This window comes from Amycolatopsis sp. NPDC003865, from assembly GCF_053605345.1.
The window spans coordinates 139,615-160,891 of the sequence record NZ_JBSGJA010000001.1; the positions used below are offsets into that span (position 1 = coordinate 139,615).

At 72.0% G+C, this 21,277-nt stretch carries 25 protein-coding genes; 17 read left to right on the forward strand and 8 right to left on the reverse strand.

All coding sequences use genetic code 11. The annotated features are described in order from the left end of the window. The first annotated feature begins 59 nt into the window (after positions 1-59). On the forward strand, positions 60-851 hold the full coding sequence (locus tag ACWEVP_RS00755; RefSeq protein WP_452060521.1) for an IclR family transcriptional regulator: 792 nt from the start codon (positions 60-62) through the stop codon (positions 849-851). On the opposite strand, the gene ACWEVP_RS00760 is transcribed toward ACWEVP_RS00755, so the two are convergent. Continuing rightward, the gene (locus ACWEVP_RS00760) at positions 818-1,834 is read right to left on the reverse strand and encodes a dihydroorotate dehydrogenase (RefSeq protein ID WP_452060522.1); all 1,017 of its coding nucleotides are present in this window, start codon (positions 1,832-1,834) and stop codon (positions 818-820) included. The genes ACWEVP_RS00755 and ACWEVP_RS00760 overlap by 34 nt on opposite strands. Continuing rightward, positions 1,835-3,196, reverse strand: coding sequence for an MFS transporter (locus ACWEVP_RS00765; protein ID WP_452060523.1), 1,362 nt, complete (start codon positions 3,194-3,196; stop codon positions 1,835-1,837). A gap of 148 nt (positions 3,197-3,344) precedes the next feature. Here ACWEVP_RS00765 and ACWEVP_RS00770 point away from each other — a divergent pair, with 148 nt between their 5' ends. From ACWEVP_RS00770 to ACWEVP_RS00795, 6 genes are read left to right on the forward strand one after another with little or no spacing between them, the layout of a single operon-like run. Then, positions 3,345-4,229, forward strand: coding sequence for a DUF6282 family protein (locus ACWEVP_RS00770; protein ID WP_452060524.1), 885 nt, complete (start codon positions 3,345-3,347; stop codon positions 4,227-4,229). Between the two features lie 12 nt (positions 4,230-4,241). Continuing rightward, positions 4,242-5,105, forward strand: coding sequence for a hypothetical protein (locus tag ACWEVP_RS00775; RefSeq protein ID WP_452060525.1), 864 nt, complete (start codon positions 4,242-4,244; stop codon positions 5,103-5,105). Then, positions 5,102-5,872 (forward strand): HpcH/HpaI aldolase family protein, encoded by a 771-nt coding sequence (locus tag ACWEVP_RS00780; protein ID WP_452060526.1) that lies wholly within the window; start codon positions 5,102-5,104, stop codon positions 5,870-5,872. Before ACWEVP_RS00775 ends, ACWEVP_RS00780 begins: the two co-directional genes overlap by 4 nt. Beyond that, positions 5,869-6,711: an LLM class flavin-dependent oxidoreductase gene (locus ACWEVP_RS00785; protein WP_452060527.1), complete on the forward strand. Its 843-nt coding sequence runs from the start codon at positions 5,869-5,871 to the stop codon at positions 6,709-6,711. The genes ACWEVP_RS00780 and ACWEVP_RS00785 overlap by 4 nt, the downstream gene beginning before the upstream one ends. Next, entirely contained in the window at positions 6,711-7,631 is a 921-nt protein-coding gene (locus tag ACWEVP_RS00790; protein WP_452060528.1) for a 3-keto-5-aminohexanoate cleavage protein, read from the forward strand. Before ACWEVP_RS00785 ends, ACWEVP_RS00790 begins: the two co-directional genes overlap by 1 nt. Continuing rightward, the gene (locus tag ACWEVP_RS00795; RefSeq protein ID WP_452060529.1) at positions 7,628-8,374 is read left to right on the forward strand and encodes an SDR family NAD(P)-dependent oxidoreductase; all 747 of its coding nucleotides are present in this window, start codon (positions 7,628-7,630) and stop codon (positions 8,372-8,374) included. Before ACWEVP_RS00790 ends, ACWEVP_RS00795 begins: the two co-directional genes overlap by 4 nt. Here the strand turns inward: ACWEVP_RS00795 and ACWEVP_RS00800 are convergent, their stop codons facing one another. Next, the gene (locus ACWEVP_RS00800) at positions 8,375-9,535 is read right to left on the reverse strand and encodes an LLM class flavin-dependent oxidoreductase (protein WP_452060530.1); all 1,161 of its coding nucleotides are present in this window, start codon (positions 9,533-9,535) and stop codon (positions 8,375-8,377) included. It lies immediately after the preceding gene. Positions 9,536-9,675: 140 nt separating this feature from the next. Between ACWEVP_RS00800 and ACWEVP_RS00805 the strand changes: the two genes are divergently transcribed. The 4 genes from ACWEVP_RS00805 (at position 9,676) to ACWEVP_RS00820 (ending at position 12,399) form a co-directional block, all read left to right on the forward strand. Further along, complete coding sequence (locus tag ACWEVP_RS00805) at positions 9,676-11,232, forward strand: HD domain-containing phosphohydrolase (protein WP_452060531.1); 1,557 nt, start codon at positions 9,676-9,678, stop codon at positions 11,230-11,232. Between the two features lie 66 nt (positions 11,233-11,298). After that, the gene (locus tag ACWEVP_RS00810; RefSeq protein ID WP_452060532.1) at positions 11,299-11,664 is read left to right on the forward strand and encodes a DsrE family protein; all 366 of its coding nucleotides are present in this window, start codon (positions 11,299-11,301) and stop codon (positions 11,662-11,664) included. Positions 11,665-11,668: 4 nt separating this feature from the next. Then, positions 11,669-12,040, forward strand: a complete 372-nt coding sequence (locus ACWEVP_RS00815) for a hypothetical protein (protein WP_452060533.1) — start codon at positions 11,669-11,671, stop codon at positions 12,038-12,040. Between the two features lie 92 nt (positions 12,041-12,132). Then, positions 12,133-12,399, forward strand: coding sequence for a GlsB/YeaQ/YmgE family stress response membrane protein (locus ACWEVP_RS00820; RefSeq protein ID WP_452060534.1), 267 nt, complete (start codon positions 12,133-12,135; stop codon positions 12,397-12,399). Positions 12,400-12,406: 7 nt separating this feature from the next. Here the strand turns inward: ACWEVP_RS00820 and ACWEVP_RS00825 are convergent, their stop codons facing one another. Then, on the reverse strand, positions 12,407-13,498 hold the full coding sequence (locus ACWEVP_RS00825; RefSeq protein WP_452060535.1) for an alpha-lytic protease prodomain-containing protein: 1,092 nt from the start codon (positions 13,496-13,498) through the stop codon (positions 12,407-12,409). Positions 13,499-13,878: 380 nt separating this feature from the next. Between ACWEVP_RS00825 and ACWEVP_RS00830 the strand changes: the two genes are divergently transcribed. From ACWEVP_RS00830 to ACWEVP_RS00840, 3 genes are read left to right on the forward strand one after another with little or no spacing between them, the layout of a single operon-like run. Continuing rightward, positions 13,879-14,679: an alpha/beta fold hydrolase gene (locus ACWEVP_RS00830; protein WP_452060536.1), complete on the forward strand. Its 801-nt coding sequence runs from the start codon at positions 13,879-13,881 to the stop codon at positions 14,677-14,679. Further along, the gene (locus ACWEVP_RS00835) at positions 14,676-15,902 is read left to right on the forward strand and encodes a PP2C family protein-serine/threonine phosphatase (RefSeq protein WP_452060537.1); all 1,227 of its coding nucleotides are present in this window, start codon (positions 14,676-14,678) and stop codon (positions 15,900-15,902) included. Before ACWEVP_RS00830 ends, ACWEVP_RS00835 begins: the two co-directional genes overlap by 4 nt. Further along, positions 15,899-16,255: an STAS domain-containing protein gene (locus ACWEVP_RS00840; RefSeq protein WP_452060538.1), complete on the forward strand. Its 357-nt coding sequence runs from the start codon at positions 15,899-15,901 to the stop codon at positions 16,253-16,255. Before ACWEVP_RS00835 ends, ACWEVP_RS00840 begins: the two co-directional genes overlap by 4 nt. Here the strand turns inward: ACWEVP_RS00840 and ACWEVP_RS00845 are convergent. After that, a complete protein-coding gene (locus ACWEVP_RS00845; RefSeq protein ID WP_452060539.1) occupies positions 16,234-16,836 on the reverse strand; it encodes a hypothetical protein in 603 nt (200 codons plus the stop codon). The genes ACWEVP_RS00840 and ACWEVP_RS00845 overlap by 22 nt on opposite strands. Before the next feature lie 99 nt (positions 16,837-16,935). Between ACWEVP_RS00845 and ACWEVP_RS00850 the strand changes: the two genes are divergently transcribed. Continuing rightward, positions 16,936-17,067, forward strand: coding sequence for a hypothetical protein (locus ACWEVP_RS00850; RefSeq protein WP_372666270.1), 132 nt, complete (start codon positions 16,936-16,938; stop codon positions 17,065-17,067). Positions 17,068-17,107: 40 nt separating this feature from the next. On the opposite strand, the gene ACWEVP_RS00855 is transcribed toward ACWEVP_RS00850, so the two are convergent. After that, positions 17,108-17,962 carry a LysR family transcriptional regulator gene (locus ACWEVP_RS00855; protein ID WP_452060540.1) on the reverse strand — a complete coding sequence of 285 codons (855 nt, stop codon included), beginning with the start codon at positions 17,960-17,962 and terminating at the stop codon, positions 17,108-17,110. An 80-nt stretch (positions 17,963-18,042) separates the two neighbouring features. Between ACWEVP_RS00855 and ACWEVP_RS00860 the strand changes: the two genes are divergently transcribed. Continuing rightward, a complete protein-coding gene (locus tag ACWEVP_RS00860) occupies positions 18,043-18,990 on the forward strand; it encodes a 4,5-dihydroxyphthalate decarboxylase (RefSeq protein WP_452060541.1) in 948 nt (315 codons plus the stop codon). Positions 18,991-19,024: 34 nt separating this feature from the next. After that, positions 19,025-19,450 (forward strand): pyridoxamine 5'-phosphate oxidase family protein, encoded by a 426-nt coding sequence (locus ACWEVP_RS00865; RefSeq protein ID WP_452060542.1) that lies wholly within the window; start codon positions 19,025-19,027, stop codon positions 19,448-19,450. 142 nt (positions 19,451-19,592) lie between these two features. Here ACWEVP_RS00865 and ACWEVP_RS00870 read toward each other — a convergent pair whose 3' ends face one another. Continuing rightward, positions 19,593-20,045 carry a hypothetical protein gene (locus ACWEVP_RS00870; protein ID WP_452060543.1) on the reverse strand — a complete coding sequence of 151 codons (453 nt, stop codon included), beginning with the start codon at positions 20,043-20,045 and terminating at the stop codon, positions 19,593-19,595. Between the two features lie 99 nt (positions 20,046-20,144). Further along, positions 20,145-21,173: an ion channel gene (locus tag ACWEVP_RS00875; protein ID WP_452060544.1), complete on the reverse strand. Its 1,029-nt coding sequence runs from the start codon at positions 21,171-21,173 to the stop codon at positions 20,145-20,147. Positions 21,174-21,277: the final 104 nt, after the last annotated feature.

Here is a 21,277-nt window from a genome sequence, read left to right on the forward strand (position 1 = left end):
GGTCCGGTAGCCTGTGTTCACGAAGTGAACAGCCGTACCAACTCCGGGCGGAGGCCCCCGTGACCAAACCGACGCGGTCCCCGGACGCCCGCGCGGACCAGGCGGACATCCAGGCGGTGAGCCGGGTCAGCCAGATCCTGTCGCTGTTCGAGCCCGCGACGCCCGAAGTCACCGCCACCGAGGTCGCCGAGCGGCTCGGTCTCAACCGCACGACGGCGTACCGGTACTGCACGTCGCTGGTCGCGGCCGGGCTGCTCGAGCGCAGCAACGACGGCGGCTACGTGCCCGGTGGGCTGCTGCTGCAGCTCGGCGCGTTCGCCATCGGGCACCGCCGCGTGGTCAACCTCGCGCCGCGGCACATGCAGGCGCTCTCCCGCGCCACGCAGACCAGCGTCGTGCTCAGCCTGTGGGGCCTCACCGGCCCGGTCGTGTCGCGGGTCGAGGAGAACGCCTCGACGATCGTCATCGTCTCCGTGCGGGTGGGCAGCCACCTGCCGCTGGACACCGCGCAGAGCAAGGTCTTCCTCGCCTACCACGCCGACCAGCTGTCGATGGAACGGCTGATCGGCAACCTGTCCGGCACCGCGCGCGACGAGCTGCGCGCCGACGTCGACCGGGTCCGCGAGGTCGGGCACTGCTCGGCGATGAGCACGCCCGGGATAGTGGCCGTGGCGGCGCCGGTCTTCGACGAGTACGGCATCTGCGCCACGATCGCGATCGTGGGCCCGGACAACACGCTGTCGATGGGCGACGACACGCCCGAGCTGCGGGTCGTGGTCGACACCGCGCGCGAACTGACCCTCGAACTGGGCGGGCACTACCGGCCCGACGACCTCCAGCGCGCCGTGTAGGGCAGCCACGCCGGTGACGGCAGCGGCGCGACGTCCGCGTACTCGCGCGTCCCGGCCAGTGCGCTGCCGACGAAGTCCTCGCCGACCCCGGAAACGCCGTCGACCAGCTCCCGGAGCACCGCGGGGCCGCCGGTCCACAACGCCGTCACGACTTCGACCGCGCGGGCACCGGAAGCGAGGAACCGCAGGACATCGGCGGCCGTACGGGCGCCGTTGGTCCCGATCAGGGGCACGTCGAGCTGCCGGAAAGCCTTGCTGATCCAGTAAAGGCTCATCGGCAGGCACCCCGGTGAGCTCCACGCGCCCCAGGACCCGAGCACCGAACCGCCGTCGAGATCGGGCAGGAAGCCCGGGTAGCGGCCGACCAGCCCGACCGCGTCGGCGCCGGCCGAGCGGGCCGCCCGGGCCAGTGCGACGACGTCCGATGCCTGGCCCGGCAGCTTCACGAACAGCGGCACGTCGACGGCCGCCCGCACGGTCCGCACCGCCTCGGCCACCCCGTCCGCTTCGGTCAGTTGCCGCACCGCGTGCGCCTCGCGGCCGTGCGGGGCGCCGATGTTCAGCTCGACCGCCGGGACCACCGAAGCCAGCGCACGGCCGATCCGCGCGGCCGCGGCCGGGTCGCCCAGGGTGATGCTGCCGATCACCGGGCACCCCTTCGCCGCGCCGTGGGAACCGGCGGAAGCCAGCATCGCCAGCCAGTCGCCGAGGGGTACGGCCGCGAGCCCGGACCGGTTGAGCAGGCCGTCGCCCGGCCGGCCCGCGCCCGGCGGCCGCACCTCGCCGTCGGCGGAAACGAAGGCGTAGTCGGCGATGGCCAGCTGCTCCCGGGCCGCCGCGCTTTCGTTCACCGACTTGGCCACCACCGCCCCGGCGCCCGCGTCGACGCACGCGGTGATCCCCTCGAGGGTCATGGTCAGCTCCGAAGAACCGACCCACACCGGGTTGGCGGCCGCCAGTCCCCCGACTTCCACACCGTCCACTCAGGACAGTTTCGGGATCGTGCTGTCGTCGGCCATGTCGACGTCCTTGGTCTCCGGGCCGAGGAAGCCACCCAGGCTGATCAGCAGGCCGGCGACGACGATCAGGACGCCGGGTGCCAGGTGCGCCGGCATGAACCCGTCGAACCGCTGCAGGTAGAACTGGTAGAACGCCGGGGCGATCAGCGCGAGGCTGTAGCCGACGCCGTAGCCGGTCGACCGGATGCTCGCCGGGAACCGCTCGGTCAGGTAGGCCGCGATCGGGCCGAACGTGCCGACGGTGAACACGCCGATGAGCACGCCGAAGCCGAGCGCCGCGCCGAAGCCGCCGTCCGAAGCCATCAGCAGCGTGTACGAACCCGCGCCGAGCACGACCATCGCCAGGCCGTAGCCGATGTAGAACGGCCGGCGCCCGATGCGCTGGGAGAGCATGCCGAACAGCGGGTAGGACAGCGCGGCGGACGCGTTGATCACCAGCATCGTCAGCGTGACTTCTTTGCTGGACAGCTCCAGGTGCGCCTTCAGCTGCGCGGGTGTCACGGCCGCTTCCATGTTGGTCGCCAGCCACGTGCCGGTCATCAGGATGAAGACCTGGCCCAGCGCCCGCGGGTACTTCTTCAGCAGCCGGACGAACGGGAGCTTGTGCTTTTCGCCGGTCAGCTGGGCCGGGGGTTCGTGGACCTGCTTGAGGTAGTAGCGGAAGAGCACCGCGGCCAGCAGCGCGCCGACGAAGAACGGGATCCGCCAGCCCCACTGCACGTAGGCGCTGTGCAGGCCGGCGGCGGGCAGCAGCTGCAGCATCAGCAGCGTGATCGCGGCGATCACCGCGTACGCGGCGGGCGAGGTCGACGTGATGATCGAGGCGTAGAGGCCGCGCTTGTGCTTCGGGCTCCACTCCATCGCCAGCGGCACCGCGGTCGTGTACTCGCCGCCGAGGAAGATCCCGTCGACGAACCGCAGGGCGATGAGGATGCCGACCGACCACATCCCGATCGTCTCGTGGCCGGGCAGGCACGCGGTCAGCAGCGTGATGGTGCCGAACCCGCCGACCGCGACCAGCGTCGTGCGCTTGCGGCCGACCGTGTCGGCGAAGTGGCCGAAGATGACCGCGCCGAGCGGGCGGCCGATCAGCGTCGAGGCGAACACCAGGGACGCCAGCAGGGCCGTCGTGCTCGCGCTGAGGTTCGCGGCCTGGAAGTACGCGGTCGCCGGCGCCAGCACGACGATCGGCAGGTAGATGTCGAACTGGTCGACGAAGTAGGCGAGCGTCCCGCCGCGGACCGCGGCGCGCACCTTCGCGGGGTCCGGGCCGTGCGGGGCGCCGGGGCGGACGGCCGCCTCCGCGGCGTCGGGCGGTGTGGACATCGGTGTCCTCCGTTTTCGAACCTAGTGTTCACGAAGCGAACGTCAGACACTCTAAATACCGCCAAGCGTGAACACAAGAGCGGTCACAGGGTTGACAGCCGGTCTTATAGTGAACTTTGACTTCATAATGCGAACGAGAGGCACGCTGATGAGCCCCGCCATCGCCGCCGTCCTGGACGGCCTGGTCGACATGCACGTCCACTCCGGCCCGAGCCCGTTCCCCCGGCGCTTCGACCACGTGGAGGCCGCGCAGGACGGCGCCCGGATCGGGATGCGCGCCATGGTCGCGAAGTCCCACCACCACAACACCCAGATGGACATCCTCGCGATGAAGGGCCGGCTCGAAGGCGTCAAGGCGCAGGCCTTCGGCGGGATCGCGCTGAACAGCACGGTCGGCGGCCTCAACGTCCACGCCGTGCGGATGACCCTGCGCATGGGCGGCAAGGTCGTCTGGTTCCCGACCATCTCCTCCGGCCGGCACATCGACTGCCACCCCGAGGACGGCGCCTTCCCGACCACCACTGTCCCGCTGACGCTCGAGCGCATCGACATCGTCGACGGCGCAGGGGCGCTCAAGCCCGAGGCGCTCGAGATCCTCGACGAGATCAAGGAGCAGCAGGCCGTCCTCAACGGCGGGCACATGTACCCCGAGTACATCAAGACGCTCTTCCAGGAGGCCCACGAACGCGGCATGAAGCGGATGGTCGTCAGCCACCCCGACTTCGTCATCGGCGCCGACCCGGCCCTGTGCCGCGAGCTGATCGAGCTCGGCGCGTTCATCGAGCACGAGGTCGGCATGTACGACCCCGAGGGCACCCAGAAGTGGGACCCGAAGAACCTGCTGACCTGGATCGAGGCGCTCGGCCCGGAGCACACGGTGCTGGCGTCGGACTTCGGCCAGAAGGCCAACCCGAAGCCGGTCGACGCGTGGCTGCGGGTGAGCGAGGCGCTGCTCGACCTCGGCCTGCCGGAGAAGGACCTGCGGCGGATGGTCCGCGACAACCCGACGTACCTGCTGAACCTCGACGCCTGAAAGGACCCGCTCGTGTACGAAAAGGACGATCCCCGCGCCGGCCTGGCCACCGCGGCCCGGCCCGACAGCGGCGACGCGATCGCCGCGGCGCAGTACCTCGACCTGCGCGAGAACCCGGTCGTGCGAGCCCAGAACGTCATCCTCATCCACACCGACGCCCGTGACGGCGACGACCTCGACAACGGCACGCTCGAAGGCGAGCTGGCGATCGTCGTCACCGGCGCCTCCCCCGCGTTCACCGTGCTGACCGCCGACGGTGCGACCAAAGTGGACTCGCCGGGGCTCGTCGTGGTCCCGCCCGGCGCGTCCCGGATCAGCGTGCACGGCGACGGCCCGCTGGTGCGGCTGGTCGAGGCCACCGAACCCGCGTGGCGGGACCGCGCGGCCAACGCGGACGCTTACGCGCACGACCACCCACGTGTCGCGCTGCTGGAACGCTGGCCGGCACCCGCCGAAGAGCGCGTCCGCTGCTACCCGCTCTCGGAGGTGCCGGACGACCCGAAGCGGTTCGGCCGGATCTTCCGCACTCGGTCGTTCATGGTGAACTTCCTGCCGCTGCAGGACGGCCCGCGCGACCCGCGCAAGCTCTCGCCGCACCACCACGACGACTTCGAGCAGCTTTCCCTGGCCGTGCAAGGGGAATACGTCCACCACATCCGCACGCCGTGGCTGCCCGACAGCACGACCTGGCGCGAGGACGAGCACGTGCGGATCGGCAGCCCGTCGGTGACGATCATCCCGCCGCCGACCGTGCACACCTCCGCAGCGAGCGACCCGGGCGTCAACCAGCTGATCGACATCTTCAGCCCGCCGCGGGTGGACTTCTCGGAGAAGCCCGGCTGGGTCCTGAACGCCGACGATTACCCGATGCCGTGAGCGGCCGGACCGGAGGCGGGCTGTTCTCCCTCCCGCACACTCCCGTCGGCACCTGGCTGAAGATCGCCTCGACCGAGCCGGCCGAGATCATGGCGTTCGCCGGGTTCGACTTCGTCGTCGTCGACCTCGAACACGCGCCCCTGGACCTGGTGACGGCGTACCGGCTCATCAACACCGCCGCCGCGCTCGGCATGACGCCGATCGTGCGGGTGCCGGACAAGACGCCGTCGACGATCCAGAAGATCCTCGACGCAGGGGCGAGGGGCATCCTCGTGCCGCACGTCGACACGGTCGAAGAAGCGGCGGCGGTCGGGCGGGCGTGCCGGTTCCCGCCGCACGGTGTCCGCGGCGCCGGGGGCACCAGCCGGGCGGGCTCGTGGGGACTGAAGCCGGCCACCGAGTACCTGGCCACCGGGAACGACGACGTGCTGTGCATCCCGCAGCTGGAAAGCGTCGAGGCGATCAAGGCCGCGCCGGAGATGCTCGCGCTGGACACCGTGGACGCGGTGTTCGTCGGGGCGGCGGACCTGTCGATGTCGATGGGCTCGACGCCCGCGTCCCCCGACGTGCTCGACCTGATCGCTTCGGCGATCTCGGCCGCGCACGACGCGGGGAAGAAGTGCGGGCTCGCGTTCGGCGGGGTTCCGGGGAAAGCCGCGCGGGCGGTCCGGGACGGCTGCGACTTCGTGCTGCTCAGCAACGACACGACGATGCTGGCCGAAGCCGCCCGCGGCCTGGTCACGGCCTTCCGGGACGCGACCGCATGACGCTTTCGCTGCCCCGCGCGGCGTTGTCGCTCGGCGAACTGGACCACCTGGACCACGACGGCGTCCTCCGGTTCGTGCGCGCGCTCGAGGACTTCGGCCACCGGACGGTCTGGATCCCCGAGGTGAACGGGCGCGAGGCGTTCACGACGGCGGCGCTGGTCCTTTCCGCCACCGAGCGGGTGATCGTCGGCAACGGCGTCGCCCGGGCGCTGGAGCGCGTGCCGAAGTCGGCGGGCTCGGCGGCCCGGGACCTCGCCGCCGGGTACCCCGGGCGGTACGTGCTCGGCCTCGGGGTGAGCGGAGCGGTCCGTGAACGCGGGGTCGGACCGCTCCCCTTCCTGCGGGAGTACCTCGACGGCGTCGACAAGGTGGCGCCTGGAGTACCGAAGGTGCTCGGGGCGTACTCGGCCGGGATCACCCGGCTGGCGGCCGAGCGCGCCGACGGGCTGATCACCTTCCTCGTCACGCCGGATCACACCCGCTGGGCGCGCGAGACGGTCGGCCCGGACCTGTTCCTGTCGGTGGTCCAGTGGGCGGTGGTGGGCCGGTCGCGTGCCGCCGCCCGCGAGGTCGCCCGGGACCGGCTCGCCTACTACCTGACGCTCCCCCACCAGCTCGCCAAACTGAAGCGGCTCGGCTTCACCGACGCCGACCTCGCGCCGCCGGGGTCCAACCGGCTCGTCGACGCGCTCGTCGCCTGCGGCACCCCCGACCAGGTGCGCGAGGCGGTGCGAGCGCAGTACGAAGCCGGCGCCACCCAGGTGGCGCTGACGCTGGCCGGCCCGCTCGACGACGCGAAGCTCGACGCCTACCGGGCGCTCGCGCCCCAGGAGGATTGATGCGCACGGCCGAAAAAGTCATCATCACCACCGCGATCACCGGCTCGGTGAACATCCCGTCGCAGAGCCCGTACCTGCCCTTGTCCGCCGACGAAGTCGCCGACGCCGCGCTGGAGGCCATCCAAGCGGGCTCGGCCGTCGTGCACCTGCACGCCCGCGAGCCGGACGGGCGGCCGACGCCCGATCCCGACGTCTTCGAGAAGATCGTCGGAAGGATCACGGCGGAGTCCGACGCCGTCATCAACATCACCACCGGCGGCGCGTCGTCGATGACGATGGACGAACGGCTCGCGGCCGCCTACCGGCTGCGGCCGGAACTCGCGTCGATGAACATGGGGTCGATGAACTTCGTCTACTCGGGCATCGCCGACAAGGTGACGGAGTGGAAGCACGACTGGGAAAAGCCATACGTGCTCAACACGTACTCACACCCGTTCGTGAACACCTTCGACAAGATCGAGCACACGTTGCGGGCGCTCGGGGAGTCCGGGACGCGGTTCGAGTACGAGTGCTACGACATCGGGCACCTGTACTCGCTGGCGTACTTCGTCGAACTGGGCCTGGCGAAACCGCCGTTGCTGATCCAGGGCGTGTTCGGCGTCCTCGGCGGGATCGGCGCCGACCACGCGAACCTGGAGCACATGGTGCGGATCGCGGACAAGCTCTTCGGCGACGACTACTGCTTTTCGGCGTTTGCCGCCGGGCGCGACCAGCTGAGCTTCGGCACGCACAGCGCGTGGCTCGGCGGGCACGTGCGGGTCGGCCTGGAGGACAGCCTGTGGATCGGCAAGGGGCGGCTCGCGGAGAGCAACGCCCAGCAGGTCCGGAAGATCCGGGCGGTCGTGGAGGATCTCGGGAAACCGATCGCCACGCCGGCCGACGCGCGCGCGATGCTGGCACTGCGAGGAGGAGCGGCATGAGTTTGCTGACGGGGAAAGTGGTTCTGGTGGTCGGGGCCAGTTCGGGCATCGGCGCGGACGCCGCGCGGGTGTTCGCTTCGGACGGTGCTTCGGTGATGCTGGTGGCCCGGCACGAAGAGCCGTTGTCCAAGCTGGCGGCGGAGCTGTCGGACTACGACGTCGCCTACACGACGGGCGACGTGTCGTCGGCGTCCGATGTGGACGCGTTCGTGGCGGCGACGGTGTCCCGCTTCGGCCGGCTCGACGGCGCGTTCAACAACGCGGCGATGGGCGGCGGCGGGCGCCTCGACCAGGTGTCCGAAGCGGACTTCGACCGGATCATGGCGGTGAACGTCAAGGGCACGTGGCTGTGCCTGCGGGCGGAGGCCGCGGTGATGGAGCGGCAGGGCGCGGGCTCGATCGTGAACGTGAGCAGCATCGGCGGCCTGCGCGGCAGCCCGGGCATGGGCGCGTACCAGGCGACGAAGCACGCGGTGATCGGCTTGACCCGCACGGCCGCCCACGACTTCGGCCCGCTGGGCATCCGCGTCAACGTGCTGGCGCCGGGCCCGACGGAGACACCGATGCTGGACGAGCTGCGCCGCACGATCCCGGGCGGCGTGGAGGCCCGGATCGCGGCAACGCCGTTGCGGAAGGCGGGAACGGGCACGGAAGTGGGCTCGACGGCGGCGTTCTTGCTGAGCGACCGGGCGAGTCACTTGAGCGGAGTGGTGGTCCCGGTCGACGGCGGCTTCACGGCGTAGTCACGCCAGGTCGGGGATCAGCTCGCCGATCAGCCGGATGCTCTTCAGCACCTTTTCGTGCGGGATGCCGCCGATCTGCTGGAGGCACATCATCCGGTCGATGCCCAGCTCCGCGTACGCGCGCAGCTTCTTGCGGCACGTCTCGGGGCTGCCCACGATCAGCGAGTCCTGCGCGCTCAGCACCTCGAACACCTCCTCGTCCGGGACCTGCTCGCCCTGCAGGATCCGGGCGATCAGGAGGTTCGCCTCCGAAGGTGCGTTCGAAGCCTCGCCGCGCAGGAAGTCGCCCGTCAGGCCCGGGGCCTTCACCAGCTCCTCGTTGCGGGCGTTGGCGCGCACGAACTCCGTGGCCGCTTCGAAGAACGTCAGCGCCGTCACCGTGTACCACGCCGCCGCGGCCGCCGCGCCGTCCCGCATGGCCTCCTCGTCGGTGTCCGCGCAGTGGACGAACGTGAAGAAGCCGACCTGGTCGTTGACGAACGCCCCGACCGGATCGGTGCACCGCGCGGCCGCCGCGCGGTATAGGTCGACCAGGCGGCCCGCGCGTTCGAGGGACTCCCACATCGTCGTGCCCAGCACGCCCACCCCGCGCCGGCCCGCCTCCTCGAACGACGCCGGGCTCGCGGCCGCCTGCCACAGCGGCGGGTGCGGCTTCTGCAGCGGTTTCGGCCCGATCGCGACGCCGTCGACGCGGTAGGCGTCGCTCTCGTAGGAGAACCGCTCGGAGGTCCACATCTTCGGCACCATCTCGAACGCCTGCTGGGTCTGCGCGCGGGCGTCGTCCGGTTCGATGCCGAACAGGCGCCACTCGGGGATCGTCGAGCGGGTCAGCCCCAGCTCGACGCGCCCGCCGCTGAGGTGGTCGAGCGTCGCCGCCCGCTCGGCGACGCGGATCGGGTGGTTGAACCGCCCCGGCGCGAGCACCGCGGAGTGCCCGAGCCGGATCCGGCTGGTGCGCTGCGAAAGCGCCGCGAGCATCAGCTCCGGTGCGGACGAGAGGCTGAACTCCCCCGCGCCGTGGTGCTCGACCTGCCACCAGCACCCGTAGCCGAGTTCGTCGGCGAGGACGGCCTGTTCGATCGCCTGCCGGAACCGCAGCTGTTCGTGCCCTTCGGGCCAGGGCCGCGGGTTCTGGATCTCGTTGAACAGGTCGATCTTCATCCACGGCTCCTCTACATCGGGGTCACCGCAAGGTCAGTCTCCGAGAGCTACCGGGCCGTTACGGATGGTCACCCGGACGGAGCAGCTTGGTCAGCGGGCCGTCCGGGTGGCACGCTTCTCCCCGACGAAAGGCGGTGCCCATGGCGATCCAGCCGGACGGGCCGCGGCGCGCCGAGGTGCTCGCCGCTCTTTCGCTCGCCATCGACCTCGGGCTCGGGCAGCCCATGGAGCACATGCTGCGCTCGGCGCTGATCGCCACCCGGCTCGCCGAGCGGCTCGGGCTCGACGACGACCAGCGCGGCACCACCTTCTACGCCACCCTCGTCGCCTGGATCGGCTGTCACGCCGACTCCCACGAACTGGCCGCGTGGTTCGGCGACGACATCGCCTTCCGCTCCGCCACCTACCGCGTCGACTGGGCCGGCCTGCCCTTCCTGCGCCTGCTCGCCACCCACGCCGGCCGGGACCGAGCCCCGGTCGCGCGGGGTGTCGTCGCGGCCGCCTTCCTCCTGCGGGCCCGCGGCCGGCTCGCCGAGCTGATCCACTCCCACTGCTCCTCGGCCGGACGGCTCGCCGACCGGCTGGGACTCGGCGAGACGGTCGGCCGCGCGCTGGCCGGCACCTTCGAACGCTGGGACGGCAGCGGCCTGCCCGCCGGCGCCCGCGGCGACCGGCTCCCGATCGAGGTACGGGTCGTGCACCTCGCCGAGGTCGCCGAGGTGCACCTGCGTCGCGGCGGGGTGGCCGCCGCCAAGGCGATGGCCGAAGCGCGCAGCGGCCGCCAGTTCGACCCCGCCGTCGTCGCCGCGTTCACCGGCGCGGCAGGCGAAATCCTCGACGGCCTGCTCGACGCCGACGTCTGGACGGCCGCCCTCGACCAGGCCCCCGACCGCGACCGGACCCTCACCGACGACGAACTCGACGACCTGCTCACCGCCATCGGCGACTTCGCCGACCTCAAGTGCCCGTTCGCGATCGGGCACTCACGGGGGGTCGCCGGCCTCGCCGCCGAAGCCGCGCGCCACAGTGGACTGTCCGAACCGGACGTCCGGCTCGTCCGGCGGGCCGGGCTCGTGCACGACCTCGGCCGGATGGGCGTGCCCAACAGCATCTGGGAAAAGCCCGGCCCGCTGACGGAAGCCGAGCGCGAACGTGTCCGGCTGCACCCCTACCTGACCGGCCGGATCCTGCGCCGGGTCAAGGGCCTGGAGCAGGTCGCGGTCGTCGCGGCCGCCCACCACGAACGGCTCGACGGCTCCGGCTACCCGCTCGGCGTGGCCGGCGCGGCGCTGGCCCCGCACGCGCGGCTGCTCGCCGCCGCCGACGTCTACCACGCGCTGCGCGAACCGCGGCCGCACCGCCCGGCGCGCGACGCCGTGGACGCGGCCGAGATCCTGCGGCAGCAGGCGCGGGAGTCCCGGTTGGACGCCCACGCCGTCGACGCCGTGCTGCTCGCGGCCGGGCACGCGCGCCGCCGGACGGCGCACCCCGCGGGGCTGACCGGGCGCGAGGTCGAGGTGCTGCGGCTGCTCGCCGGCGGCGGCTCGAACCGGGAGATCGCGCGCGAGCTGTCGATCAGCGAGAAGACGGTCCGCAACCACGTCGAGCACATCTACGCCAAGGCCGGCGTGTCCAACCGGACCGGCGCCGGGCTGTTCGCGCTCGAACACGGCATCGCGGGCCTGCCCGGAAGATGAGGCATCCGCCCCATGCGCGGGCGGGCGGGTGAGCACGAGGCTGAGGCGAACCGTAAGGAGCCCGCCATGCCCACCCGCGCCGTCATCAGCCTCACCACCGGTCTCGAAGACCCCGAGAAGGTCACCGTCGCGTTCCTCGTCGCGGTCGGCGCCGCCGAACAGCACCGAGCGACGCTGATGTTCCTCACCAAGGAGGCGGTCCGCCTCGCCCTCGACGGGTTCGCCCAGGCGACCGCCTGCGAGGGCTGCCCGCCGCTGGCCGACCTGGTCAAGCGCTACGAAGCCGCCGGCGGCCGGTTCCTGGTCTGCCCGATCTGCTTCAATGCCCGCCACCTCGCCGACGACGGCCTGGTCGCCAACGCGTCCCTCGGCGGCACCGTGCCGATGTGGGAGTGGATCGGCGACGAGCCCGTCACGACGTTCAGCTACTGACGCCATGACCACCGCAGGCGAGAAGTTCGCCCACGCTCTCGCGGCTCGTGACTCCGCCGGGCTGCACGCGGTGCTGGCCGGCGAAGTCGACTTCGCCGCGCTCACTCCGGGCCGCCACTGGAGCGCCACCGATCCCGCGGAGATCGTCGACGACGTGATCCTGGGCCGCTGGTTCGGTCCCGGCCGGACCATCCACGAACTGTGCTCGGTAACCACCGGCCGGGTCGCGGACTGCGAGCACGTCACCTACCGGCTGCGGGTCGGGCGCGACGGCGCCGACCACCTCGTCGAGCAGCAGGCGTACTACACGGCGCAAAACGGAGAAATCGGCTGGCTGCGCGTCCTCTGCTCCGGCTACCGGGCGCTCTCCGGCTGAGAATCCGATCACGTCGGCGTGGCTCACCGCGCCGGGCGGCCGTCCGCCTGCCATCCTCTGGCGATCAGGAAGACAGGCGGACGGAGGCACCCGTGGGCGTCATCAGCTGGATCGTGCTCGGGCTCATCGCGGGCTTGATCGCGAAGGCCCTCATGCCGGGCAAGGACCCGGGCGGCTGCATCATCACGATCCTGCTCGGCATCGGCGGCGCGTTCGTCGGCGGCTGGGTCGGCAAGACCCTGTTCCACACGGATCTCGGCACGTTCTTCGATCTCCGCACGTGGGGCCTGGCGATCCTCGGCGCGCTGATCATCCTCGTCCTCTACCGGATGGTCTTCGGCCGCAGCCGCCGCGACTAGCCGAGACCTAGTTCAGGCTCACGCCGTAGGCGCTCATCGCCTCGCCGACCGGCTGGAAGAACGACGTTCCCGACCCCTTGCCGGACGTGATGCCGAGGCCGACGCTGCCCGCGAACAGGCAGCCGCCCGAGTCTCCCGGGTTGACCAGCGCGTTGGTCTGGATCAGCTGGGACACCGAGCCCTCGGCGTAGTTCACCGTCACGTTCGTCCGCGTGACCGAGCCCGACGTCAGGTGCGTCGTGCTGCCGCTCTTGCTGATCCGCTGGCCGACCGTCGCCGTGCCGGCCGAGCTGATCCGCTGCGTCGAGCCGTTCCACAGGGTGACCGCGCCGGGGGCGCTGCCCGTGGTGTTGCGGATCAGGCCGTAGTCGTTGCCCGGGAAGCTCGACCCCTGCGACGGGCCGACGTTCCACTGCGACACCGCGCGCGTGCAGTGGCCGGCGTCCAGGATGTAGTTCTGGCCGCCGCGGTTGGTGTTGAAGCCGACCGAGCAGCGCGTGCCGCCGCCGGTGATGGCCTCGCCGTTGTAGATCGCCGTGTGCATCTCCCCCGCGACCCGCTCGACGCGGACGCGGTCGCCGAGCGACGCCGCGGCGTTCAGCAGGGTGTCGGTGCCCTTGGCCGCGTCCGCGACCGTCAGCACGACCTGGTTGGTCTTCGGGTCGAGCCCGATCGACGTGTGCGCGACCGCCGGCAGCGCCCGCAGGGCGTTCTGCGCGCCCGCGAGCGCCGCGCTCGAATACTTGACGAGCCGGGCCTGCGCGCCGGCCGCGGTCACCCGGTCGGCGGCTTCCCGGTCGAGCACGTTCACCACGGGCTTCGCCGCGGCGTCGAGGTAGCCGTCGACCGCGCGGGCGCCCAGGTCGGCCGTGACCCGGTGCAGGGTCTCGACGCTCGCGGCCTGCGTCCGCAGCAGCGCGACCGCGGCGGACTCGCCGATCCCGGCCTCCGCGGCGAGGGACGCGACGGCGTCGCGCTGGACGTCGGGGGCGTAGCCGTCGATGGTGACCGCGCCGGCCGGGCTCGTCAGGAAGCCGGCGACCGCGGCGGTGGCTGCCAGCGCGGTGGCGGTGCGGGCGAGCAGGTGTCTTGTGCGCATGCCGGTACTCGCTTTCTCGGGGAGAAACCGGCACGAGGGATGGCCGCGCCGGTCGCGGTGGGGATCCGGTGATCCGCTCCGCCCGAGGGTGATCCCGTGGCCCGGGCCCGCGGTACCGACTTTCGTCGTACAGGACAAAAGATAGGTACCGGGCATATCGGACGCACGCTCGCTCCCGCACAGCAACCGGGCAGCGAAGGCGGACCACGCTCCGGCCGCGGTGCCCTCGACCGTCCACTTGCGACAACCACGCCTCGGCGCCGGCCGCGCGCCGCGTGTCCCGCCGCAGCAGAGCCTCCTCCAGTACCCACTCACCGGCGATCTCAAACAAGCCCGGCTCGGCCTCCGCCACGCCGGGCGTGGGTGGCAGGATGTGGCCGGTGAGCATGCGGACCAGGAACAACGTCGTCGAGACCGGGCGCGAAGACGGGCCCGTCGTGCTGCTGGCCCACGGCTTCGGCTGCGACCAGAACCTGTGGCGCCTGGTCGTCCCCGCCCTCGCCGAGCGGTACCGCGTCGTGCTGTTCGACCACACCGGCGCCGGGCGTTCGGACCTGTCCGCCTGGACCCCGGAGCGCTACGGCACCCTCGACGGCTACGCCGACGACGTCCTCGCCCTGTGCCACGAACTCGGCCTGACCGACGTCGTGCTCGTCGGGCACTCCGTCAGCGCGATGATCGCCGTCCTGGCCGCCAACCGCGAGCCGGACCGGTTCGCGAAGCTGGTGCTGCTCACGCCGTCGCCGTGCTACCTCGACGACGACGGCTACCGCGGCGGCTTCAGCCGCGAGGACATCGACGAGCTGCTCGAAGCGCTCGAGTCGAACTACCTCGGCTGGTCGGCGGCGATGGCGCCGGTGATCATGGGCAACCCGGACCGCCCGGAACTGGGCGAGGAGCTGACGAACAGCTTCTGCCGCACCGATCCCGCGATCGCACGGGTCTTCGCGCGCGCCACCTTCCTTTCCGACAACCGCGACGACCTGGCGAAGGTCTCCGTGCCGACGCTGGTCGTCCAGTGCGCGCAGGACGCCATCGCGCCGCCCGAGGTCGGGCGGTTCACCCACGACCGGATCGCCGGCAGCCACCTGGTGACGCTCGACGCGATCGGGCACTGCCCGCAGCTCAGCGCGCCCGAAGCCACCGCCGCCGCGATCACGGCCTTCGTGAGCGGCCCATGATGTGCGAGGCCGGCGCGGGCGGCCGGGAGAACGCGGACCCGGCGTTTTCCGCGCTGCTGGAGGACAGCGCGGAGGACCTCTACGAGAACGCCCCCTGCGGCTACCTCTCGACGCTGCTGGACGGCACCATCGCGAAGATCAACGCGACGCTGCTGAGCTGGCTCGGCCACGACCGCGACGAGATCGTAGGGCGACGGCGGTTCGCCGACCTGCTGACCGTCGGTGGCCGGCTATACCACGAGACGCACTTCGCACCGCTGCTGCGCATGCAGGGCGAGCTCGGCGGCGTGGCCTTCGAGCTGAAGACGGCGAGCGGCGGCCGGCTGCCGGTGCTGGTGACCTCGACGGTCAAGACCGGCCTCGACGGCGAGGCCCAGCTCATCCGCACCACGGTGTTCGACGCGCGCGACCGCCGCGCCTACGAGCAGGAACTGCTGCGGGCGCGCGACGAAGCCGAACGAGAACGCGACCGCGTGCAGCGGCTGGCGAGAACCCTCCAGCAGACGCTGCTGCCGCCGGCGCCCGCCGAAGTGCCCGGCATGCAGGTGGCGGCGTACTACCACCCGGCGTCGGCCGACCAGGTCGGCGGCGACTTCTACGACCTGTTCCCGATCACCGGCGACACGTGGGGGTTCTTCCTCGGCGACGTCTCGGGCAAGGGCGCGCCGGCCGCGGTGGTGACGTCGCTGGCGCGCTACACGCTGCGGGCGGCGGCGGTCCACGACCCGGACCCCGCCGTGGCGCTCGGCACCCTCAACACGGTGCTGCACCAGCATTTCCACAGCAGCGACCCGCGCTACTGCACGGTCGTCAACGGCCGGATCCGGCCGGACGGCGGCCACGCGACCGTCACCCTGGCCGGCGGCGGCCACCCGCCGGCGTTGCTGATCACCGCCGACGGGACCGCGCGGTTCCTGCCCCTGCGGGGCGGCCAGCTCGTCGGCGCCCTGCCCGGCGCCCGGTTCGTCTCGGCCGACGTGCGCCTGGCGCCCGGCGACACGCTGCTGCTCTACACCGACGGGCTGACCGAAGCCCGCACGAACGGCCGCACCCGCTACAGCGAAGAGCGGCTTCGCGAGGACCTGACCGGCCTGGCCCCGGCGACCGCGCCCGCGGTCGTCGAGGCGGTCACCGCCCTGCTGGCCGGCTTCGGCGACGGTGTCGAGGACGACACCGCCCTGCTGGCGTTCGGCATTCCCCCGACCGGAGGCGATCAGCCATGACGAGCCCGTTCTCGACCTCGACGGACCCCGCGGAATCGGGCCCGATCCTGACCGTCCGGGGTGAGCTCGACGTCGCCACCGCGCCCCGGCTGCGCACCCGGATCGGGGAGCTGGTGCTGGCGACCGGGCAGCTGCTCGTCGTCGACCTGGCCGGGGTGACGTTCTGCGACTCCAGCGGGATCTCGGCGTTGATCGCGGCACGCAACGCCGCCGAGGCGGCCGGGGCCTCGATCGCCCTGGTCGCCGTTCCGGCCCGGCTCACCAGGACGTTCGCGCTGACGGGGCTGTCGGACTTCTTCCCGACCTACCCGACGGCCGAAGAGGCCATCCGTCAGAGGCAGGGCGGCCGGTAGCCGTCGACGCGCAGGCCCCGGAACTCCAGCCGGTTCGGGGTCTTGCCGACGAAGACCAGGCCGCGGGCTTCGGTGAGCGCCGAGGCGAACGAGTAGGCCGGCGTCCCCAGCTCCGGCAGTGACGTCCACGCGCGGGGCTTGAAGCCGAAGAACTTCGTGACGAGCTTCCCGCGCGTCGACGGCACGAGGGTGAGCCACTTGTCGCCACCGCTCCAGTGCGAGGCCGGGCGCAACTGGACGTAGAGGTCGTCGGTGGCGCGGTAGGTCAGCCAGAAGCCGGCCGAACGGGAGAGATCGGCCTGCGCCTCGAACCGGTTCCCGAGCCACACGACGGCCACGTGCCACTCGGCGTTCAGGAAGTCGATCTTCGCGGTGTACCCGCGTCCTTCGGGGACGAGAAGGTTCCCGGTGGCCGGGACGGTGGTGCCCTCACCACTGGCGAGCCACTGCTGCAGCCGGTCGATCGACGGCGTCGCGCACTCGCACGCGGACGGCGGCGACGCGTTCGCGGCCGGGGTGACCAGGGAAAACAGGAGAAGGGATGCGATGACCGCGAGCGTCCGGGCGAAGACGAGGCGCATGCCGGGAAGCTAGCACACCGGATGTGCTCCGCGTCACGGAATGCGCGTCGATCTTGGGCGCTGAACAGGGGTAGGAACCGACCGAACCCAAGGAGGGCCATGTCCGCCACCACCACGCCGGCCGACGCCTCGACCACCCCGGTGGTCCCGGTGCTCGACGACTTCGACTTCGACCTCACCGACGGTGCGGCCTGCCGCATCGACGACCCGGACTGCGAAGCCTGCCAGTGAGCCGGCGTCCCCGGTGCGGCAAGCTCCGCGCCGGGGACCGTCACTCCCGGTGGACCGCCGCGGCCACCTGGACGAAGCCGCGGACGAGCGGGCTGCGGCCGGCTTTCGGCCAGGCCACCACGAGGTCGCTCGGCGGCCGGTCCGCCAGCGGCACGACGACCAGGCCGGGCGGGAGCGGCTGGTCGACCGGGGCGAGCGCCGCGGTTCCGTTCCACAGCACGGCCTGCAGGCATTCCTGGACGGTCCGCAGCACCGGCGCGTCCCCGTCCGGCGCACCGCCGGTCCAGAAGGCGGTCCACAGTGGATCGGCTCCGTCGGGCAGGCGGACCCACCGGCGGCCCGCCAGGTCGCCGGCCGGCACGGACGGCCGCCTGGCGAGCGGGTCTTCGTCGCGTACCACCACCCCGACCGGCACCGAGCGCAGCACGTGCGTGCCGATTCCCGCGGTGTCGAACGGAGTCCGCGTCAGCGCGACGTCGACGAGGCCGGTGCGCAGGCCCGCCGCCGGGTCGCCGAGGTCGGTTTCGTGGACGCGGACGTCGACGTGCGGGTGGCGCTCCCGGAACAGCGGGACCAGCCGGGTACTGACGTGTCCGGCCGCGTCGGCCAGGGTGCCGACGGTCAGGCCGGCCGCGCCCGCGGCGGCGGTGACCCGGCTGGGGATCCGGCCGGCGTGGTTGAGGAGCGCGTCCGCTTCGGTGTAGAGCACCGAGCCGGCGGGGGTCAGGGTGACGCCCTGGGGGGTGCGCTCGAACAGGGCGGCCCCGAGCTCGTCCTCCAGCTGCCGGATCGCCCGGCTCAGCGGCGGTTGCGTCATGTGCAGCCGGCTCGCGGCCCGGCCGACGTGCCGCTCGTCGGCGACCGCGACGAAGTAGCGGAGCGCGCGCAGGTCCACGGCGTCACGATACCCACACGGTATCGGGTGCACCGAGCCGGACTTGGACGTCCGGCGCCTCCGCGGCGAACGATTCCGGTATGACTCTCACGATCGGGTGCTACCGCTACGACACGACCCGGGCGCTGTTCGACCGCACCGACGTCACCGTGCAGACGGCCGCCACGCTGCCGGAGATCTTCGAGCGGACGGTCCGCGACCACGAGTTCGACGTGGCCGAGCTGGGCCTGACGTTCTACTTGCGGCTGCTGGAATCCGGGCTGCCGTACGTCGCGCTGCCGATCTTCCCCAACCGCGTGTTCCGGCACTCGTGCGTCTTCGTCAACACGCGCTCCGGGATCACCGGGCCGGCCGGCCTCGTGGACCGGACGATCGGCGAGTTCGGCACGTACGGGCAGGACTCCGGCGTGTGGGCCAAGGGAATCCTCGCGGACGACTACGGCTTCGAGCCGGCGCGCAACCGGTGGGTGATCGGCGGGCTGGAGCGGCCGGCCGCGCCGTTCGGGTTCATCCCGCACCCGCACCCGGAGGACGTCTCGGTGACGACGTCCGACCGGGCGCTCGGCGACTTGCTGGCGGCGGGCGAGATCGACGCGCTGTTCTCGGCGAACGTCCCGCAGTGCGTGCTGGACGGCGCCCCCGACGTGGTCCGCTTGTTCCCCGACTTCGAGCCGCTCGAGCGCGACTACCACCGGCGCACCGGGATCTTCCCGATCATGCACGTCGTGGTGATCCGCCGCGAGCTGCTGGACGCCGCCGAGGAGGTCTACCGGCTGTTTTCGGAGGCGGCGTCGGCGGCCGCCGACAGCTACCGGCGCGATCGGCGGCTTTACCAGGTGCCGACGATGGTGCCGTGGATGAACGCGCTGGTCGAGCGCGTCGAAGCCGAGTTCGGCGCGGATTGGTGGCCGTACGGGATTTCAGCCAATCGTGCGACCTTGGAGACTTATTTGCGCTACCACCACGAGCAGGGACTTTCGTCGCGCCAGTGGGCGATCGAGGAGGTCTTCGCGCTGCCCGGCACGTGATCTTCTGTCGGTGGGTGCCGGTAGCGTCGGGCGCATGGCTCTTTCGACGGAGGAACGCGAGAAGTTTTTGGCCGAACCCAACATCGGCGCGTTGTCGGTGGTGGAACGACCGGACCGGGCCCCGCTGACGGTACCGCTGTGGTACCAGTACACCCCGGGCGGCGAGCTGTGGGTGCGGACGCTGCCGGAGTCCCGCAAGATGAAGGCGATCTCGGCCGCCGGGCGGTTCAGCCTGCTGGCGCAGCGGACCTCCCCGACGGTCCGGTACGTGTCGGTGGAGGGGCCGGTCGTCCGCACGGAACCGGACAGCCCGTCGCTGGCCCGGGAGATGGCGCGCCGGTACTTGCCCGAGGAGAAGGTGGACGGCTACCTGGAGTTCGAGCGGAGCCGGGTCGGGGAGCACATCGTCGTGTACCTGCGGCCGGAACACTGGCTGTCGCTGGACATGGGGACGGTGTGAGGTGACCACTTCGGACTGATCCGCGGCCGGACGCGCCAGGGCCGCAGCCCACCGGCGGGTCGCCACTGATCGCCGGAGATCGCCCGGCACGAAAGCCCGGGGAGCAAAGCCCACCCGGTCGCGGCATCGCACCGCACCGCACTCAGCGGTAAGGCGCTCCACCCGGCGCTTGCCGTACCCGCGGAGCCTGCGGCCGCGGCACTTGCCCGCGCGGCGGCACCTGCCCCCGCGGCGGGACCTGCCCGCGCGGCACCTGCTGCGCCCGCGGTGCCTGAGCCCGGGGTGCCTGGGTCCGGGGTGCCTGGGTCCGCGCTACCTGCGTCCGTTGCCCCGGCGGGGGCGCCACCCGGCGCACCGGTTCACGCTCCGGCGCCGGACGCCGCGGGCTGCTCTCCTCCGGTGCCCGGGACGGCCGGTTCGCCCACGAATCGAACAGCAGGATCAAGCCCGCGAACACCGCGCAGCCCAGCCCCAGGGCCACGTTGACCAGCGACCCGATGATGCCGGCCACCAGCAGCACCGGCAGCACCGCCATCAGGCAGTACGGGTCGATCCTGCCGAACTTCGGGCGGGAGGACCCCTCCCGGGGACTCACCGCGCGACCTCCGCTTTCCCTCGCGCCATGGTCGCAGTATGCAACCCGCGGCGCGGCGCGGCCACCTTCCGGCGCCAAAAAAGCGGACAAAGCGACCGATCACGCAGGATCGCGCAGGGCGATCTCGACCTCAGTGCCCGTCAGGCGGCGTGGGCCGACGTAGTACAGGACCGCCCCGGCCGCCAGCTCCGCGTCCCACGGCGGGTTCACCACCAGGCCCTCCCCGGTGCGGGCCGCCAGCACCGTCGCCCCGTACGCGCGCCCCAGCGCCACGTGGCAGCGCGACGCCGGCAGCCGGCCCAGGGACTCCGGGAGCGTCACCGAGAACGTGTCCGCTCCCCCGGCCGTCATCAGCTCCGCGTACACCTCCGCGATCCCCGGGGACGTCAGCTCCTCCGTCACCATCCGCGGCGTGTGCCACTGGACGCAGCGGAGCCGCGGGTTCACGTACCGCAGCAGCTCGGCCCGTTCCAGGTCGCGCAGGGTGACGACCACGTGCGCCGCCGGGCTGGCGTGGTCGACCGTCACCGCGACCGCCAGCGCCTCGTTGTCGTCGGCCACGTCGACCAGGACGGCGGCCGCGCGCACGGTTCCGGCGAGCGCCAGGACGTCCGCGGCCGTCGGCTCCCCGCGGACGAACTGCACCGGCTGCCCCGGCATCGGGTGCACCGGCACCTGCGCGCAGAGCACCAGCCCGCGCACGCCGTCGGCCAGCAGCTGGGCCACGATCCGCTCGGTCCGCCCCGCCGCGTACCCGAGCAGCACCGTGTGCCCGCTCAGGCGCACCGCTTCCGTCCCCTGCATCCGCCGTCCCTTCGCCTGTTCCAGCAGCGCCGCGAGCTTCGTGAACACCGTCGTCAGCGTGGCGAGCCCGCCGGCGATGACGTACGCGCCCACGACGTGCCCGGCGGCGGTCTCGGGCGAATAGTCGCCGTAACCGACCGTGGTCGTCGTGACGACGAAGTACCACCAGTAGTTTCCGGGCCGGACCAGCTCGCTGCCGGCCGGCTCGGCCAGCGCCATCAGCGGCCAGCTCGTCGCGAACACGACCACCACGACCGCGACCGGCAGGATCCAGCCGCGCGGGAGGACCCAGCGCGCGAACAGCCGCGAAAGGAAGAACGACACCGGTCCTCCTCACCGAACGCGATCACCGGTCCCGACACCTGATCACACGGTGCTACCAGGCACAACGACGGTTACCGGACCGTGACGGCCCGACAAGAACGGAC